This is a genomic window from Paraburkholderia sp. BL6665CI2N2 (assembly GCF_004366535.1).
Classification (GTDB): Bacteria; Pseudomonadota; Gammaproteobacteria; order Burkholderiales; family Burkholderiaceae; genus Paraburkholderia.
The window spans coordinates 4,416,872-4,433,739 of sequence record NZ_SORC01000001.1 but is presented as its reverse complement, the minus strand read 5'-3'; the positions used below and the strand labels follow the sequence as shown (position 1 = coordinate 4,433,739).

The 16,868-nt window shown below is 61.6% G+C and carries 8 protein-coding genes and 1 pseudogene; 6 read left to right on the top strand and 3 right to left on the bottom strand.

Going from position 1 to position 16,868, the window contains the following annotated elements:
- Positions 1-10: 10 nt before the first annotated feature.
- Together B0G81_RS19695 and B0G81_RS19690 are read right to left on the bottom strand one after the other, a co-directional pair.
- A complete protein-coding gene (locus B0G81_RS19695; RefSeq protein WP_106283664.1) occupies positions 11-1,168 on the bottom strand; it encodes an ABC transporter permease in 1,158 nt (385 codons plus the stop codon).
- Between the two features lie 147 nt (positions 1,169-1,315).
- Entirely contained in the window at positions 1,316-2,362 is a 1,047-nt protein-coding gene (locus B0G81_RS19690) for a sugar ABC transporter substrate-binding protein (protein WP_106283663.1), read from the bottom strand.
- A 274-nt stretch (positions 2,363-2,636) separates the two neighbouring features.
- Between B0G81_RS19690 and B0G81_RS19685 the strand changes: the two genes are divergently transcribed.
- From B0G81_RS19685 to B0G81_RS19665, 5 genes are all read left to right on the top strand, one after another.
- Positions 2,637-3,518, top strand: a complete 882-nt coding sequence (locus tag B0G81_RS19685; RefSeq protein ID WP_106309638.1) for a MurR/RpiR family transcriptional regulator — start codon at positions 2,637-2,639, stop codon at positions 3,516-3,518.
- Positions 3,511-4,527: an inositol 2-dehydrogenase gene (iolG, locus tag B0G81_RS19680; protein WP_116117843.1), complete on the top strand. Its 1,017-nt coding sequence runs from the start codon at positions 3,511-3,513 to the stop codon at positions 4,525-4,527. Before B0G81_RS19685 ends, iolG begins: the two co-directional genes overlap by 8 nt.
- Positions 4,527-5,570, top strand: coding sequence for a Gfo/Idh/MocA family oxidoreductase (locus B0G81_RS19675; RefSeq protein ID WP_134143174.1), 1,044 nt, complete (start codon positions 4,527-4,529; stop codon positions 5,568-5,570). Before iolG ends, B0G81_RS19675 begins: the two co-directional genes overlap by 1 nt.
- Positions 5,571-5,684: 114 nt before the next feature.
- Positions 5,685-5,966 (top strand): hypothetical protein, encoded by a 282-nt coding sequence (locus tag B0G81_RS19670; RefSeq protein ID WP_243856549.1) that lies wholly within the window; start codon positions 5,685-5,687, stop codon positions 5,964-5,966.
- Positions 5,967-6,260: 294 nt separating this feature from the next.
- Positions 6,261-11,291 (top strand): filamentous hemagglutinin N-terminal domain-containing protein, encoded by a 5,031-nt coding sequence (locus B0G81_RS19665; RefSeq protein WP_243856547.1) that lies wholly within the window; start codon positions 6,261-6,263, stop codon positions 11,289-11,291.
- Between the two features lie 9 nt (positions 11,292-11,300).
- Here the strand turns inward: B0G81_RS19665 and B0G81_RS19660 are convergent, their stop codons facing one another.
- On the bottom strand, positions 11,301-12,683 hold the full coding sequence (locus tag B0G81_RS19660) for an IS4 family transposase (RefSeq protein ID WP_134143108.1): 1,383 nt from the start codon (positions 12,681-12,683) through the stop codon (positions 11,301-11,303).
- Positions 12,684-12,788: 105 nt separating this feature from the next.
- Here B0G81_RS19660 and B0G81_RS19655 point away from each other — a divergent pair.
- Positions 12,789-16,607: pseudogene (locus B0G81_RS19655) on the top strand (hemagglutinin repeat-containing protein); the annotation flags it as partial.
- Between the last annotated feature and the right edge of the window lie 261 nt (positions 16,608-16,868).

The window sequence follows — 16,868 nt, the reverse complement described above, 5'->3', positions numbered from 1 at the left end:
CGTCTCCTCTTTACGCCTGCGAAACGCGGCGGCGCACATAGTGATTGAACAGCACGGCGATCAAAAGCATCACGCCGAGGAACACGCGGAACCAGTCGGAACTGACGTTGGTGTAGGTAATGCCGATCTGCACGACGCCGAAGATCAACGCACCGAAACACGCGCCGACCACCGAACCGTAACCACCTGTCAACAAGGTGCCTCCGATCACCGCGGCGATGATCGCTTCGAATTCCTTCTGCAGACCGCGGTCGGCCGCGGCCGAGCCGATGTCGCACACTTGCAGTACAGCGAACAGGCACGAGCAGAACGCGGTCAGCACGAACAACGAAATCTTCACGCGACGCACCGGCACGCCGACATTCTTGGCCGCGTTGGCGTCGCCGCCCACCGCGAGAATCCAGTTGCCCGCGCGCGTTTTTGCCAGCACGAACGCGCACACCGCGGCGAGTCCGAGCCACCACAGAATCACCTTCGGAATGCCCGGCACGAGCGCATGACCGTTATCGAGCATGGTGCCTATGCCGTGGCGCGCAAGCATCGTGAACAGGCCGTTCAGCGCGACGCCATGAAACAGCGTATTCGCGAACCAGTCGTTCTGCGCGAGGTCGCCGACACCGGAGACGATCGTGCGGTCCGCGAACATGATCGAGAGCGCGAGCGTGAGACCACGCAGGATGAACAGAAACGCGAGCGTGACGATGAACGACGGCAGGCGCGTGCGCATCACCAGATAGCCGTTCAGTGCGCCGAGCAACATGGAGCCGGCGAACGCGAAGAGAATCGCCAGTGAAATCGGCCAGTGGAAATACACCGAGGGAATCGCGACCATCATGCCGGCGAAACCGATCATCGAGCCAATGGACAGATCGAACTCGCCGGCGATCATCAACAGACAGGCGCCTACGGCGAGAATGCCGAGATACGCGGAGACCTGCGACCAGTTCATCACGCCGTCGAGGTTGAACATGCCGGAACCGCCGGCCGTCAGCGCGAAAACGAGAAACACCAGTACCGCGCCGGAAATCGCGGCGAATTCGGGGCGATTCAGCACGTGGCCGAATCGGGATTCCTTGCGCAGCCGTTCATCCGAATCGGGCAGCGAGGGCGCTGCTTCGCCGGTATTCGTCTTGACGTGCGGTGGGAAGTGTTTGCCGGCTACACCCATGATGTCTCCTTGGAGCCCGGCCGTGTGCAGCTCGCACGCGAGGATGCGTGGCGAGAACGACAGCCGGTGAAATGCGCGGTGGCGGCGGGCGGCCCGCTCCGAATCGAAGCGGTGCCCGCCGTGCGCGTGACTAGCTAAAGAAAAGAATCAGCGATACTGCCCTGCGTACTTGATGACCTTGTCGAGGTTTTCCTTGGTGATGAAACCCGGGCCCGAGCGAATGTTCTTCGGCCCATACGACGGTGCGAGGCCATAGGTTGCAAGCCGTTCCTTGAACTTCGGATTGGCTTCGAGAATCTGGCGGATCTTCGCGGGATCGGTGGTGTGCTCTTTCTTCACGATCGCCAGCACGGCCACGGGGATGTAGCCCTGCAGGTACGGCTGCTGGTCGATCGCGAACTGGATCGTGCCGTTCTGGATCGCCTTGGCGATGTCGTCGGAGAAGTCGAACGTGCAGAAATAGATCTTGCCCGCCAGACCCATTTGCGTGACCGCTTTCAGCGTGGCCGAAGCCGGGGTCGGTCCGAGCGTCAGGATCGCGCCGGTGTTCGGATGGTTGCGCAGATACGCGCTGACCTTCGACTGGATTTCGGTCGGGTCTTGGCCAGAGTCGATCGTGGATGCCTTGTAGTCGACGCCGAGCGCTTCGGCGAAACCACGGCAACGGTCGAACGACACCGTGTTGGTGGCAATGTGGTTCACGCACAGGAACGACTTCACGCCCGCGGCCTTGGCCTTCTCGCCGGCCGCTTTGCCCGCGACATATTCGGGTTGGCCCACATGCATGATCGCGCCGAGTTGCGCGCTCTGTTCCTCGGTGCCGGAATTGATCGTGACGAGCGGAATCTTCTTCGCGGTCACTTTGTTGATCGAGCTTTTCAGCACGTCGAAGTCGGCGATGGTGACGATCACGCCGTCGTAGTTGCGCGCGGCCGCCTGTTCGATCAGACGCGACATGTCGGCGATGTCGCCGTTCGGCGGATTGCGGTAGTCGGTCTCGACGTTGAAGTCCTCGTCGGCCTGTTTGATGGCGTTCTTGATGGTGTTCCACCACGAATCCGAATCCGGCGCGTGGCTGATCAGCACGAAGTGCGCGTCAGCCGCGCGGGCGGCCGAGGCCGCGCCGAATCCCGTCGCCAACGTCAATGCCGTCACCAGAATCCTGAGCGTAGCCTTGCCCTTGCAAAGTCTCATTGTCTCCACCTTTCTCGGTATGTCGTTTTTGAAGGGAGCGTCTGGCGGCGGCTTTCCATCTGGTACAAACCCGGGGTAGCCACCAAAGCACCATCGCTCACGACCAAGATTAGGCGATCTTCCAAGGTGTTGCAATGAAAATTTCATTGAAAATAAAAATAGAAAATACGTTCCATTTGATTGGCCTGCTGCCTATAATCGGCAGCGTCAGGAGGCCGTGGGGCGGGCGTTTGAAGCCGCTGCGGCACTGCAATAAAGCACCCGAGAGAGAGCCATGGCGGAAGAGAGCACCGAGGAATTGCCCAGCGTCGAAGAATTGATGCAGCGCATCGCGGAAAACTACGACGCATTGCCGCGTCAGTTGAAGAACGTCGCGACGTATATCGAGCAGCATCGCTCCAGCGTGATGGTGGACCGCACCAGCGACATTGCCGCGAGTTGCGGCGTGCATCCGTCCGCGGTGGTGCGTTTTGCGCAGCGCTTCGGCTTTTCCGGCTTCTCCGATCTGCAGGCGGTTTTTCGGCAGGCTTACACGGGGCAGGGCAGTTCGTCGCCGAGTTATCAGCAACGCATTCGCAAGCTGATCGACGAGAAGCCGGGCGCGCTGTCCGGCGGTTCGGTGGCGCGCGAATTCATCGCGGCCTCGCGCGGCGGGCTGGAAGAACTGGAGGCGGGCCTCGACGACAAGGAGTTCGACGCCGCGGTGAAGATGCTGCAGCAAGCCGACAACATCTACGTGATTGGCGTGCGGCGCTCGTTCCCGGTGGCGAGCTATATCGTCTACGCGCTGCAGCACACGCCCAAGCGCGTGCATCTCGTGTCCGGTTTCGGCGGCATGTATCGCGAACAGATTCGCAGTGTGAAAAAGGGCGATGTGGTGATCGCGATCAGCTTCGCGCCCTACGGCAAAGAGACGCAGTATTGCTTGCGGGTCGCGCATCATCACCAGGCCAGAACGCTGGTTATTACGGATAGCCAACTATCTCCGCTCGCGCGTTATGCCAGCACGCAACTGTATGTGAAAGAGGGCAGCGCGTTCGCGTTCCGCTCGCTGACCAGCACGATCTGTTTGTGCCAGGCGTTGTTTATCGCGCTTGCGTACAAGCTCGAATTGAATGTTGAAGAATCCAAAGACACTGGAGGATACGATGACTGATGGGGCAAAGACGATCGACGTAGCGGTGTTCGGCGCGGGGCGCATCGGCAAGATTCATGCGGCGAATCTCGCGCGGCAGCCGGGCGTGCGACTCAAATACGTGGTCGACGTGAATCGTGAAGCCGCCGCGGCACTCGCCGCCGAGCACGGCGCGCAGGTCGCCGATATCGACGGCGCGATGGGCGACGCGTCGATCGGCGCGACGGTGATCTGTTCGAGCACCGACACCCATGCCGATCTGATCATGCAATCCGCCGCGCAGAACAAGCATGTGTTCTGCGAGAAGCCGGTCGATCTGACGCTGGAGCGTGCGCGTGCCTGCGCGGTCGCGGTGGAGCGCGCGGGCGTGGTGTGCATGATCGGTTTTCAGCGCCGCTTCGATCCGACTTTCTCGGCGTTGAAAGCGCGACTCGATGCCGGCGAGATCGGCACGCCGGAGATGCTGGTCGTGACGAGTCGCGATCCGGGCGCGCCGCCGGTCGAGTACATCAAGCATTCCGGCGGCATTTTCAAGGACATGCTGATTCACGACTTCGACATCTTCCGCTGGATTCTCGACGACGAAGCCGACACGCTGCACGCCACCGGCAGTTGTTTGAGCGATCCGTCGATCGCGGAGGCGGGCGATATCGATTCGACCGCGGTCACGATCCGCACGAAGCGCGGCCGCCTGTGCCAGATCAACACCGCCCGGCGCGCCGCGTACGGTTACGACCAGCGTTTCGAAGTACTGGGCAGCCACGGCATGTTGCAAGCGGGCAATGTGCGTCCCACGGAAGTCACGGCTTATTCGAAAACCGAGGTGTCGAGCGACGTGCCCGAAGCGTTTTTCCTCGAACGCTACCGCGCGGCTTACGCGCATGAAATCGCGCATTTCTTCGATGCGGTGACACATGGCAAGCCGGTTCGCACGACCGTCGCCGACGGTTTGAAGGCGCTCGAACTCGCCGACGCCGCGACCCGTTCGTGGCGCGAGGGGCGCGCGGTCAAGCTCGGTGAGGCGTCGTGATGACGGCCGCGGCGGCGCGGGTTCGTGTGGGCGTAGTCGGCCTCGGGCGTCTCGGCAAGCGGCACGCGGAGAATCTGGCGTATCGCGTGCCGGGCGCGTCGCTCGTGGCCGCCTGCAGTCCGGTGGAAGAAGAGCTGGCCTGGGCGCGTGAAGCGTTGCCCGCGCCGCGTCTATACGAGGATTATGCGGAACTGCTGGCTGACCGCGAGGTGGATGCGGTGTGGCTCGTCACGCCGTCTTCGTTGCACGCGCAGCAGATTGTCGACGCCTTGAAGGCCGGCAAGCATGTGTTCTGCGAGAAGCCGTTGTCGCTGGATGTCGCCGAGTGCGAAGGGGTGCTGGCGGAGGCCGCGCGCTATCCGCACCTGCAGGCCACCATTGGCTTCATGCGGCGCTTCGACCCGAGCTATAAGGACGCGCTCGACAAGATCGAAGCGGGCAAGATCGGCCGGCCGTTTCTGGTGCGCTCGCAGACCGCGGATCAGAACGACAGCGATGGTTTTTTCGTGCGTTTTGCGGCGACCTCTGGCGGGATCTTCCTGGATTGCACGGTGCACGATATCGATGTCGCGCGGTGGCTACTCGGCAAGCCGCGTGCGAAACGCGTGTTTGCCGCAGGGGCGGCGGTGATGCATGAAGGCTTGCGCGAGTTCGGCGATGTGGATAACGGTGTCGCGATCTGCGAGTTCGAGGGCGGGAAGCTGGCCATGTTTTATGCGTCTCGGACGCAGGCGCATGGTAATGATACGCATAGCGAGGTGATCGGCACGGCTGGAGCGCTGGCTATCGGGCGTAATCCGCGGGCGAATCGGGTTGAGATCTACGACGCCACGGGGATTCGGAATGAGTGCACGCCGAATTTTTTCGAGCGGTTCGAGGATGCGTTTTTGTTTGAGGCGCGGGCGTTTGTTATGGCTGTGCGGGATGGGATGGGGTCTTCTGTTGCGCAGGCTGGGGCTTCACTTGCTGATGCGTTGGAGGCTACGCGGATTGGGGTGGCGTTGCGGGAGTCTTTGTTGAGCGGGGAGGCTGTTAGGTTGTAGGTTTTTTTGTCTTTTTGTTTTTTTTGCCTTTACGCGGTGGGTTGTGTTTTTTTGGGGTGTTGGGCTTTTCTTGCTGTCACCAAGGTCTGGTTTGCTTGCGATGTGGGCCTTTCCTTGAAATCTTTGTGGTTTGTTGGGGTTGCCCCTGTGCGGGAAACACTAATAGACCTTCTGCACGCAGACCGGCAGCAAAACGATGCCGCATTCGATGCCGCCGTCATTCGCGTTGACCAGTTGCAGGCTCTGGCGGGACTCTTGAGCCTTGAAGAAGTCGCCGAGCAGTTCACTGGACTCGACACAGTTGGGCAGGTGTCGATTTTCGGTCTGTTCGAGAGTGCCTTGTCCGATGTTCGTATGGCCCGCTGCGCAAGCAGCGCACAACGGCTCAGCCGATGACGTGACACGCTAGATAAACCGCAACATTCACAGGCGACCGGCACAGACACTTCTGCGCGCCACATTGCTGACCGCTTTTCGTACCTTGCGTCGATAGCCTTTTTATGCCCGCCTTGCGCGGGCTTTATTTCTTGCCTGTTCTGGCTATTCCATATCCGGCCAATGTTCGATAGGACAAATCCGATTTGACATGAAGCGTTGCTTCCAGCGCAAGACTGACCGTCAGTTCGAGCTTTCCGTTTCATCTGGCGCTAGTTTACCCGGCGATACAAATTAGCATAACGAACAGGCCAGATGAACAGGAATAATTACCGGCTCGTATTCAGCCGGCTGAGAAACATGCTTGTCGCCGTCGAGGAAACCGCCACGGCGACAGCAAAAGAAAACGGGCAGACCAAGGTTTTCAGCCACGGCAATCCAGCGGGTCATACCGCGCTATTCACCTTGCGGCAGATTGCGTTTGCCGCCCTCGCGCTACTCGGTGCGCTGCCGTCGTGGACGGCCGCGCAGATCGTACCGGGCGGCGCGCACGCCCCGTCCGTCATCCAGGCGCCGAACGGCGTGGGTCAGGTGAATATCAACCGTCCGTCTGGTGCGGGCGTGTCGGTCAACACCTACAACCAGTTCGACGTACAGCAGCGCGGCGCCATCCTGAACAACTCGCCGACGATGGTTCAGTCGCAACTCGGCGGCATGATTAACGGCAATCCGAATTTCGCGCCGGGACAGGCCGCGAAGATCATCGTCAACCAGGTCAATAGCGCGAGCGCGTCACAGTTCAACGGCGCGCTCGAAGTCGCGGGCCAACGCACAAACGTGATTCTGGCAAGTCCGTCAGGGATTTCCGTCAACGGTGGGACATTCATCAACACGAGCCGCGCGACGCTGACAACCGGCATTCCGAATTATGCCGCGGACGGCTCCGTGTCTGGCTTTAATGTCACGGGCGGCAACATCACGGTCAGCGGCGCCGGTCTGAACGCGTCGAACGTCGATCAGGTTGATTTGCTGTCTCGCGCCGTGCAGGCGAATGCGGCGGTCTACGCGAAGACCAGTCTGAACGTGGTGACCGGCGCAAACAGCGTCGATTACAACACGCTCAATGCAACACCCATTACAGGCAACGGCCCCGCGCCTGGCGTTTCGATTGACGTCAGCAATCTCGGCGGCATGTACGCGAACCGCATCCAGCTGGTCGGGACAGAATTGGGCGTAGGAGTTTCGCTCAAGGGCATCGCGGCTGCGCAATCGGGCGACCTCGTACTGACATCGGCGGGCAAGCTGGTGCTGGCAGGCCAGACGAATGCAAGCGGCAATATCGTTGCGAACGCACCGGACATCGACAACAGCGGCACGACCTACGCGCAGCAGAACGTCAGCCTGACCACGTCTGGCGCGCTGACGAACAGCGGCATGCTCACCGCGCAGCAGAACACGAGCATTGCCGCGGGTAGCGTCGCCTCGACCGGCACGCTTGCCGCGGGCGTGAACGGCGACGGCTCGCTGGCGCAGACCGGCGACCTGAACGTGAGCGCGTCCGGCGCGCTCACGTCAACCGGCCGCAACGTGGCGGGCGGCAATGCGAACTTGCAGGGGGCAGCGGTCAACGTCGCAGGCAGCACCAACTCCGCAAAAGGCAATCTCGTACTGACCGCGACGGGCGGCGACCTGAACACATCAGGCGCAACAACAACCGCGGGCGGCACGCTCGTCGCCAACGCAACGGGCGGGCTGAACAATGATGGCGGCGCGCTTTCGTCGGGCGGCGCGCAGTTGCTGAATGCCGGTGCGCTCTCGAACCGCAATGGCCAGATTGCGTCGGGCGGCGCGCTGAACGCGAACGTCATGGGCGCCGTCTCGAACGCGGGCGGCACGATGCAGGCGGCGGCCGGATTGAAGGCGTCCACCGGTTCGTTCGATAACGCCGCCGGACACGTCGCATCGCTGAATACCGACGGTCTCGTCCTCTCGTCCGTGGGTCTGTTGAACAATGGCGCGGGTGGCAGCATCGGTGGCAATGGAAGCGTCGCACTGCAAGGCGGCCAGATTGCCAACGCGGGTTCGATTACGGCGGTCCAGAGTCTGATTGCGTCTGCCGTGCAGACCCTGTTCAACAGCGGCACGTTCGCTACCAATGCGGACATGACGCTGTCGGCCGGTACGACGCTCACGAACGCCGGTCAGTTTGGGGCGGCGCGTGTGCTCGCTCTGTCGGCTGCGACGTTCGACAACAGCAGCGGCACTGCAAGCGCCAGCCAGATCGCGCTGCACGCCGCAAACCTCGTGAATCATGGCGGCACGATCACGCAGACCGGAACCGGCGCGACGACGTTCGACGTGACCGGCACGCTGGACAACTCAGCGGGCGGTACGCTGCAAAGTAACAGCACGGACCTGACGCTCGCACCGGCTGCACTCGATAACGACGGTGGCACGATCACGCACGCCGGGACCGGCAAGCTGTCGATCAATGCGGGGAACGGCGTGGGCGCAATCTCGAACGTCGGCGGCAGGATTGCCACGAATGGCCAGGGCTCGATTCAGGGCGGCGCGCTCAATAACGCATCGGGTTCGATCATTGGACAGGACGGCCTGACGGCGACGTTCGGCGGCGCGCTGGACAACACGAACGGCAAGCTGCTTTCGAACACCGATACGAGCATTGCGAGCGGCACGCTCAATAACAACGGCGGCCAGATCGGTGCGGGCACAAAGGAAACGATCAGCACGGGTTCGCTGACGAACAGCGGCGGCTCGATTGTCGCGCCTGACCTCACGCTGACGACGGGAGCGACGCTCGACAACAGCGGCGGCGACATCGAGGCAAACCAGCTCACACTGAAAGCGACGGACCTGCTGAACCGCGGCGGCACGATCACGCAGTATGGCACGTCGTCAATGGGCTTTACCATCGGCGGCACGTTCGATAATTCGAACGGCGGCACATTCCAGACCAACAGCACCGACCTGACGCTTGCCCCTGGCGCGCTGGTCAACGATGGCGGGTCAATCATCGACGCCGGTACGGGCACGCTGACGATTGCTCCCGGCAATGGCGCGGGCAACTTCTCGAACGTCGGCGGCACGATCATCGCGGCGGGACAGATAGCGGCACGCGCCGCAAGCCTGAACAACGCCAACGGCGTGCTCGCGGCGCATGGCAATATCGCAGCGAATATCGCCGGCGACCTGAACAATACGCAAGGCTCCATTCGTTCGCTCTCGTCGCTGTCACTCGCGAGCGGCGGCGCGCTGACGAACACGAACGGACAGATCCAGTCCGGCACAGGCGCGGCCGGCGACGTGAGCACGCTCGGCATTCAGGCCTCGTCGGTCAACAACACGAACGGCCTCGTCGGCAATCTCGGCTCGGGGAATACGACCTTGCAAGGCGGCAACCAGACCGTCAACAGCGGCGGCGTGATAACAGGCAACGGCAATGTTGCCGTCAATACTTCGTCACTCGTCAATACGCAGAACGGCCAGCGCGGTGGCCAGATCAGCGGTGCGGGCGTCACCGTGCAAGGCGACACCGTCGACAACAGCGGCGGCCAGATCGGCACCTTCGCCGGTTCGAACGGCGACGTGTCGATTACGACGACCGGCGCGGTCACGAACGCGGGCGGCCAGATTGGCGCCACGCATAACCTCGCCGTGACTGCCGCGACGCTCACAGGCGGCGGCGCGTACAGCGCGGCCAATGACGTTATGGTCAGCGTTCAGGGCGACTTTGCGCCCACGCCGGATGTCCAGTTCAACGCGGGTCACGACCTGTCCTTTACCCTGCCGGGAACATTCAGCAATAACGCACTCGTCGAGGCGGCGAATAACCTGAACGTCAATGCGGGCGATGTCCGGAACAGCGGCGTGATGATGGCCGGCGGCACCCTCGCGACGCACTCGAATACGCTGGAGAACACGGGGACGCTGGTCGGCGGCAGCGTCGCGCTCAACGCGACGCAATCGCTGTCGAACACGGGGCCGACCGCGCTGATTGGCGCAACCGACAGTAGCGGGACGCTAGAACTGCTGTCGAACGACATCGAAAACCGCGACGACACCACGGCGACCGACACTCAGGCGACGACGGCGATTTACGGTCTCGGCAAGGTGGTACTGGCGGGCGGAAAAAATGCGGACGGCAGTTACACGAACGCGGGCCTGATTCGCAACCAGTCGGGGCTGATCGAATCGGCCGGCGACATGGAACTGCACGCCGCCCAGGTAACGAACACGCGCACGCGGATGACGACGACCGGCCTCAACCAGCCGGTCGATCCGGCGCTGCTGGCGCAACTGGGTATCAGCCTGTCCGGATGTACGGCAGTAACGATGGCCGCGTGCTCGGGGCAGACTGTCGGCTGGTCCAATGCGACCCCGGACATGATCGGCGGTGTCAATACGGACCCGCCGCACGGCGGCCAGTGGAACAGCGGCTACCAGTACACGACCTATACCGGTGTAGCGGTCGCGAACCTGATTGCAGGCATCAGCCCGCAAGGACAGATCATCGCCGGGGGCAATCTCGATGCCTCGTCGGTCGGTCTGTTGCAGAACTACTGGAGCGCGGTCGCGGCGGTCGGCAGCATCGCAGCGCCCGTCTCGCTCGACCAGAATAGCTGGCAGGGTCAGACGGCGCCTGGTGTGCAGGTCACGTATTCAGGCTACTACCACTACACGAACTACGACCACAGCATTGCGGACTGGACATTGCCGTTTGGCGATGCGCCGTTCACGGGCTCCACTCCGGGCGGCTACACGCAGGCAGCACCCGCCGATATCCGCAACTACGCACTGCCGTCCCATGAGTCGAGCTTTGTCGCGGGCGGCACGCTCTCGGGCAACGGCATCAGCATCGACAACACGGCGGGCAACGCCGGCATTCCTTCGCCCGGTCTCGCACCGGGTCAGGCTATGTCCGGCGTCAATATCAACGGAGTGAGCGGTAACGCGAGCGGCGGGAAATCTGGCGCGGCGTCGGTGAATGGCGGCAGCAGCATGGTCAATCCGGCGATTGCGAGCGCCACCGCGCAGAACGTGCTGCAAAACCTCTCGATTCCGCAAGGCGGGCTGTTCAGCCCCGCGACCGCACCGGGCGTCACCTACCTGATCGAAACGAACCCGGCATTCACGAACCAGAAGACGTTCGTTTCGAGCGACTACTATCTGCAACAGCTTGGCCTGAATCCGCAGACGACGGAAAAGCGCCTGGGCGATGGCTTCTACGAGCAGCAGCTTGTACGCAACCAGATTACGTCGCTGACCGGCAAGGCGGTACTCGGTCCATACACCGACCTTCAGGCTCAGGTTTACCCACAAAGTTGAGAGGCCGCGCTATCCGCTTTGCTTGAAGAGCTGATACATCTTCGTAATTTCGTGCAGGACGAGAAACCCGCGCCATATGACGGTCGGTCCTGGTGGCCGGTCATGCTTACGATTCAGATAACCGCCGAGCATACCTATCCACACGATGGTTTGCTGCAGCGTCGGAACCTGCTCTGGCAGTTGCGTCGTTCGGTGGGTGTGGCAATAGAGCGCCTGCCATTCAACGGGTTGCAGCAGTACTTCGCAGCATAGCTGCGTATCAGTTCGCGCGAGCAGTGTTGCATACAGGATGTGCCACGCGATGACGGCAAACAGAGCTGTCGCTCTCACGAACCGGTCGAGCGTGCCGAACTGGCGCGCCTCGATACGGCAGCCGCTTTTGAGCACGCGATGCCACGTCTCGATGGTCCAGCGCCGCGCGTACCAGGCCAGCCGTTCGAGAACTTCATCAAGCGAGGTCGTGGGCACCGAACTCAGCAGCATCCATTCAAGCGGTTCGACGCCATCCGGGGGGTTATCTTCAATGGCGTGAATCGCAAAGACGTCAATCTCAGGCAGGCTTCGGCGGCTGGCGCGCGCTCTTGGAGAGTGTAGTCGCACGCTCGCACAACGCAAAGTCAGCCGTGCTGTGCGCTGAGGAAGTGTGCCCCTGGCTGGCACCCGCAGTTCAGTGTCGCCAAGAGGCAGGGTGGCTAGAACAGCCTCCCAAAGGTAGCCTTGCGGGTGACGCGCCACGCGGTTGTGTACTGCGCGGATCAACCAGTCCACCCCGTCGGGGCGTTCGGCGACAAATAGCTCGTACAGGTCGCTCTCGCGGTCTCCAACACAGACAAACCGCGTCTGCGTACAACGTACCTTGAGTGCCGCGAGATGGTCGATTCCTTCAAGCCATTTGTTACTTTCCTTCTGTTCGATCGGGCGCGTAACCGCAGGGGCCCTCTTGCCGAACACCTCTTGGGGGCGCACCCAGGTCTTCATGCCCAGCACCCCTAGCGGCAAGCCCTCGGGCGTGACCGCCAGCAGGCTGTGCATCATGAAGCCTTGCTCATTGTTGCCGGTGCCGCGACCCAGGCCTTCAGTCGCGGGCAGATGCGACAGGTTGAACTCCGTTGTGTCCTGAATTGCCAGCACGACCGGCACCTGCCTCATGCGATCGAGCGTTTGTGCAATATGAGGCGCAAGGATCCCGTTTGTGTCCACCTGCTCATTATCGAAGAAGCGGTAGGCGGCCTTCAGTTCGGCTGGCTTGAGTGACTGGGGAAACGAACCCTGCGGACTGTGCGCGAGGCGGCGAGCCAACGCAACAAGACGTTGTGCAAGGCGCGCGTCCCCCAGATTCGCCTCGCTGAATTCGGCACTCGCCCAGTCGTCAGTATCGTTTCCGTCGACCAATTCCAACTGCCGTCGCGAACAGAATGGGCCAAAGTTAACATCGACGCCGACCGTTTACAAGCGATCATTCACTCCTGCCACACAAAAAGTTGTGGGGAATCCTGAGACCTTCAGGGGATGTATCAGTCGCTGCTGGATGCGGGCGCGACGCTGTCGAAGTCGCTCGATCTGCCGCTCGGCATGAGTCTGTCGGCTGAACAGGTGGCGGCGCTTACGGGCAACGTCATCATCATGCAAACCGAGACCGTCAACGGTCAGCAGGTACTCGTGCCCGTCATTTATCTCGCGAAGGCAAGCCAGCAGAACATGAACGGCCCGCTGATTGCGGCAACCGACATCGACATCCGGAACGCGCAGACCTTCACGAACAGCGGCACGATACAGGCAGGCAATGCGCTGTCGATCCAGGGCAACCAGATCAGCAATGCATTCGGCACGCTGCAAAGCGGCGGCCTGATGTCGCTGACGACGAAGGGCAACGTCGACCTGACTTCAGCCACCGTGAACGCCGGCAGTCTCGCGCTGAACGCAGGCGGCGACCTGTTGCTGAATACGGCGGTCAGGACTGTCGACCAGGTCAGCGCGACGGGTGCGACGCGCACCACGACCACGCTTGGCCCCATTGCGAACCTGAACGTGGCGGGCAATGCGGTCATCGTCACGGGCGGTAACGTCGAGCAGAACGCGGGCAATCTGAACGTCGGTGGCAATCTCGGTATGGCCGTGGGCGGCAACTACGATATCGGCTCGGTACAGACCGGCGAACACAAGATCGTCGAGCGTGCGAACGGCGTGTCGAACACCGACATCAACCAGACGACCGGCAGTTCCATCAAGGTCGGTGGCATTTCGCAGATTGGCGTCGGCGGCGACCTGACGGCGACCGGCGCGAATATCAATCTTGGCGGCGGTGGCGTCGTTGCGGCGAACGGCAACGTGACCTTGCAGGCCGCCAAGGCGACCTCAACGACGGATAGCAACAGTTCAGGCAGCGACAGCCACGGCAGCTATTCGGAATCGCTGCACCGCTCGGACGACACGCTTACCGCAACCACGCTCAACGCGGGCAATTCGCTGACCGTGGCATCGGGCAAGGATATCAACGTCACAGGCAGCGCGGTCACGCTCGACAAGGGAACCGCGACCCTTGCAGCGGCGGGCAACGTCAACATCGGCGCGGCAACGGAAACGCACGTCGAGAATACGCAGGAGCAGCACAAGCACAGTAATGTCGTGAGCGGCAAGGAAGTGGCGAGTTCGAGCAACACCAGCGCCACGCTCTCACAAGGCAGCATGGTGTCGGCGGACGCGGTGACCATCGCGAGCGGCAAGGATATCAATGTCGCCGGCAGCACGATTGTTGGCACGAACGACATTGCGCTCAATGCTGCGCGTGACGTGAATATCACGACGTCGCAGGACACGCAGACTTCGAAGTCATCCTACAGCGAACGTAGTACGGGCTTTGGCGCGGGCGGCGGCATCGGTATCTCCTACGGCACCGTAGCGCAGACCAATACCGCCAACAATGCCATCGTGACGAACAATGCAAGCACGGTCGGCTCGCTCAACGGCAGCGTGAACATTGCGGCGGGTAAAGACCTGCACGTAACAGGGAGCGACCTGATTGCAGCGCAGAACGTCACGGGTACGGGTGCGAACGTCACGATCGATTCGGCGACCGACACGTACAACCACGACGAGAAACAGACCGTCAGCAAGAGCGGCTTTACGCTCGCGATCAAGGCGCCGGTGATCGATGCGATTTCGAACACCGTCGATCAGGCGCATGCGGCCAGCCGTAGCCGGGATGATCGTGCGGCGGCCCTGCACGGGATGGCGGCGGCCAGTAGTGCGGTGGATGCAGCGGGTTCGCTTGGCGCGCTGGCGAGCGGCGCGGCACCCGAGGCCAAGATTGAACTGAGCTACGGCAGCAGCCATAGCGAGAATACCTTCGCCGAGAACAGCACGACGAATCGCGGCTCGAACGTTTCGGCGGGCGGCACGGCTGCGTTCGTCGCGACTGGCAACGGCACGCCGGGCAGCGGCAACGTGACGATTGCGGGTTCGAATGTGAATGCGGGCGACGTGATTCTCGCGGCGAAGAACCAGGTCAACCTGCTGAACACGACCGACACGGATTCGACGCGCAGCACGAACCGGTCGAGCAGCGCGAGCGTCGGTATTTCGTATGGCACGCAGGGGTTTGGCGTCGATGCGTCGATGTCGAAGGCCAACGGCAACGCGAACAGCGACACCGCGATCCAGAACAACACGCACGTGAGCACGGCGAACACCGCGACGATCATTTCGGGTGGCGATACCAACATCATCGGCGCGAACGTGAGCGGCAATCAGGTGAATGCGTCGGTCGGCGGCAACCTGAACATCGCGAGCGTGCAGGACACGATGACAAGCGCGGCCCATCAGGAAAGCACGGGCGGCGGGTTTGCGATCAGCCAGGGCGGCGGGAGCGCAAGTTTCAGCCACACCAATGCGAACGCGAGCGGCAGTTATGCGGGGGTGAATGAACAGGCTGGCATCAGCGCGGGCGATGGTGGGTTCAATGTCAGCGTCGTCGGTAATACGGACCTCAAGGGTGCGGTGATTGCGAGCGGCGCGGATGCGTCGAAGAACACACTATCAACGGGGACGCTGACCTACAGCGATATCCAGAACTCGTCGAATTACACCGCGCACACGGGCGGCATCAGCGGCGGCGTGACGGTCGGCGATGGCGGCGCGAATTACAGCACGCACGGCAGCACATCCGGCTCGAACGCTGGCGGCGTCGCACCGATGCTGAGCCAGAACGACAGCGGCAGAGACAGCGCGACCACGCGCGGCGGCGTCAGCGCTGGGACCATCAGCGTGACAGATACGGCCCATCAGACGCAGGACATCGCGAGCCTGAACCGTGATACGTCGAACACCAACGGCACCGTGGCAAAGCTGCCGGACGTAAACAACCTGCTGGACCGTCAGGCGGACATGATGGCGGCGGCAGGCGCGGCGGGTGAAACCGTGTCGCGGCGGATTGGTGACTACGCCGATGCCAAGGCGAAGGAAGCGGGTGGTGACGGCGGCGGCTGGCAGGAAGGCGGGACCAATCGCGCGATGATGCAGGCGGCGGGCGCCGCGCTGGTGACGGGGCTGGCTGGCGGAAACGCAATCGGCGGTGCGGCAGGCGCGGGTATCGTGTCGCTTGCGGCGGGTCAGTTGAATAAGCTGAGCAACGCAATTGCTGACTCGAACCCGGCCGGCAACGCTTCAATGAATGAAGCGCTCGGCAACATCGTGGCAAACGCGATTGCGACTGGCGCGGGCGCGGCGGTCGGCGGTAATGCCGGCGCATTCTCGGGCTATGACGTGGACCGGTTCAACCGCCAGTTCGATGCCAATGGCAAGCCGGTGAATCAGAAGGATCTGGTGGCGCAGGTGTGTCCCGCAGGTGCTCAGTGTAGCGATGCGACGTTGAACGCAGCGATTCAGGCGCAGGGCGATCTGGCGCAAGCAGTAAATCAAACATCCATTATTTCTGCGATTTCGCCGAACTATGCAACTGTTGGCACCGGCAGCTTATCGGGTACCCTTGGCGGAGCAGTGAACCTCTACGACGGCACGACTTATCTGTCGTATGGTGTTAGCCAGTCATTCCCGCCTGCATCGTGGGCACCGGGCGGAGCCGCTACGCTAGGTTGGGTTTGGGGATCACACGATGCTTCCTCGACCAACGCATTTATGAATGGAGACGGGAATCAAATCTACGTTTCTATCCCGGCGGGAAGAGTTAACGTCATGGGTGCAATAACCCACGCGTATGGCGGTTCGACGGCTGTTGAATTGGGCGTTACTACCCCTGGAGGTTTTACCGCAGGCGTCGTCCCTTGGAGCCATTCGGTTTTGGTCAATGACAAGAAATGATTCAGGAGGAAAAATATGCGAGGGCCAACGGATGAAGAATGGAAGCGTATGACGCCAGAACAAAAACGAACCTACAAGATATTTGTTGGGGTCGTCATTGTAATTCTGGTGTCACTCGCCATTAAAAAGTTCTTTTTTTAGAACTGGGCGAAAGGGCAGCCCGGTTCTTGCCGGCTTTGCCACCTGGCCTGCAATTCATCACACGCATATTTTTAGGTGGTCAAAAATAAATGGTCAGATTGCCAATAAGGTCTCTATTTT

What these genes read in the sequence shown, in the direction of transcription:
- B0G81_RS19695 (WP_106283664.1), bottom strand. Translation starts at nt 1,168, where the DNA reads ATGGGTGTAGCCGGCAAACACTTCCCACCGCACGTCAAGACGAATACC.
- B0G81_RS19675 (WP_134143174.1), top strand. Translation starts at nt 4,527, where the DNA reads ATGACGGCCGCGGCGGCGCGGGTTCGTGTGGGCGTAGTCGGCCTCGGG.
- B0G81_RS19685 (WP_106309638.1), top strand. Translation starts at nt 2,637, where the DNA reads ATGGCGGAAGAGAGCACCGAGGAATTGCCCAGCGTCGAAGAATTGATG.
- B0G81_RS19665 (WP_243856547.1), top strand. Translation starts at nt 6,261, where the DNA reads ATGAACAGGAATAATTACCGGCTCGTATTCAGCCGGCTGAGAAACATG.
- iolG (WP_116117843.1), top strand. Translation starts at nt 3,511, where the DNA reads ATGACTGATGGGGCAAAGACGATCGACGTAGCGGTGTTCGGCGCGGGG.
- B0G81_RS19690 (WP_106283663.1), bottom strand. Translation starts at nt 2,362, where the DNA reads ATGAGACTTTGCAAGGGCAAGGCTACGCTCAGGATTCTGGTGACGGCA.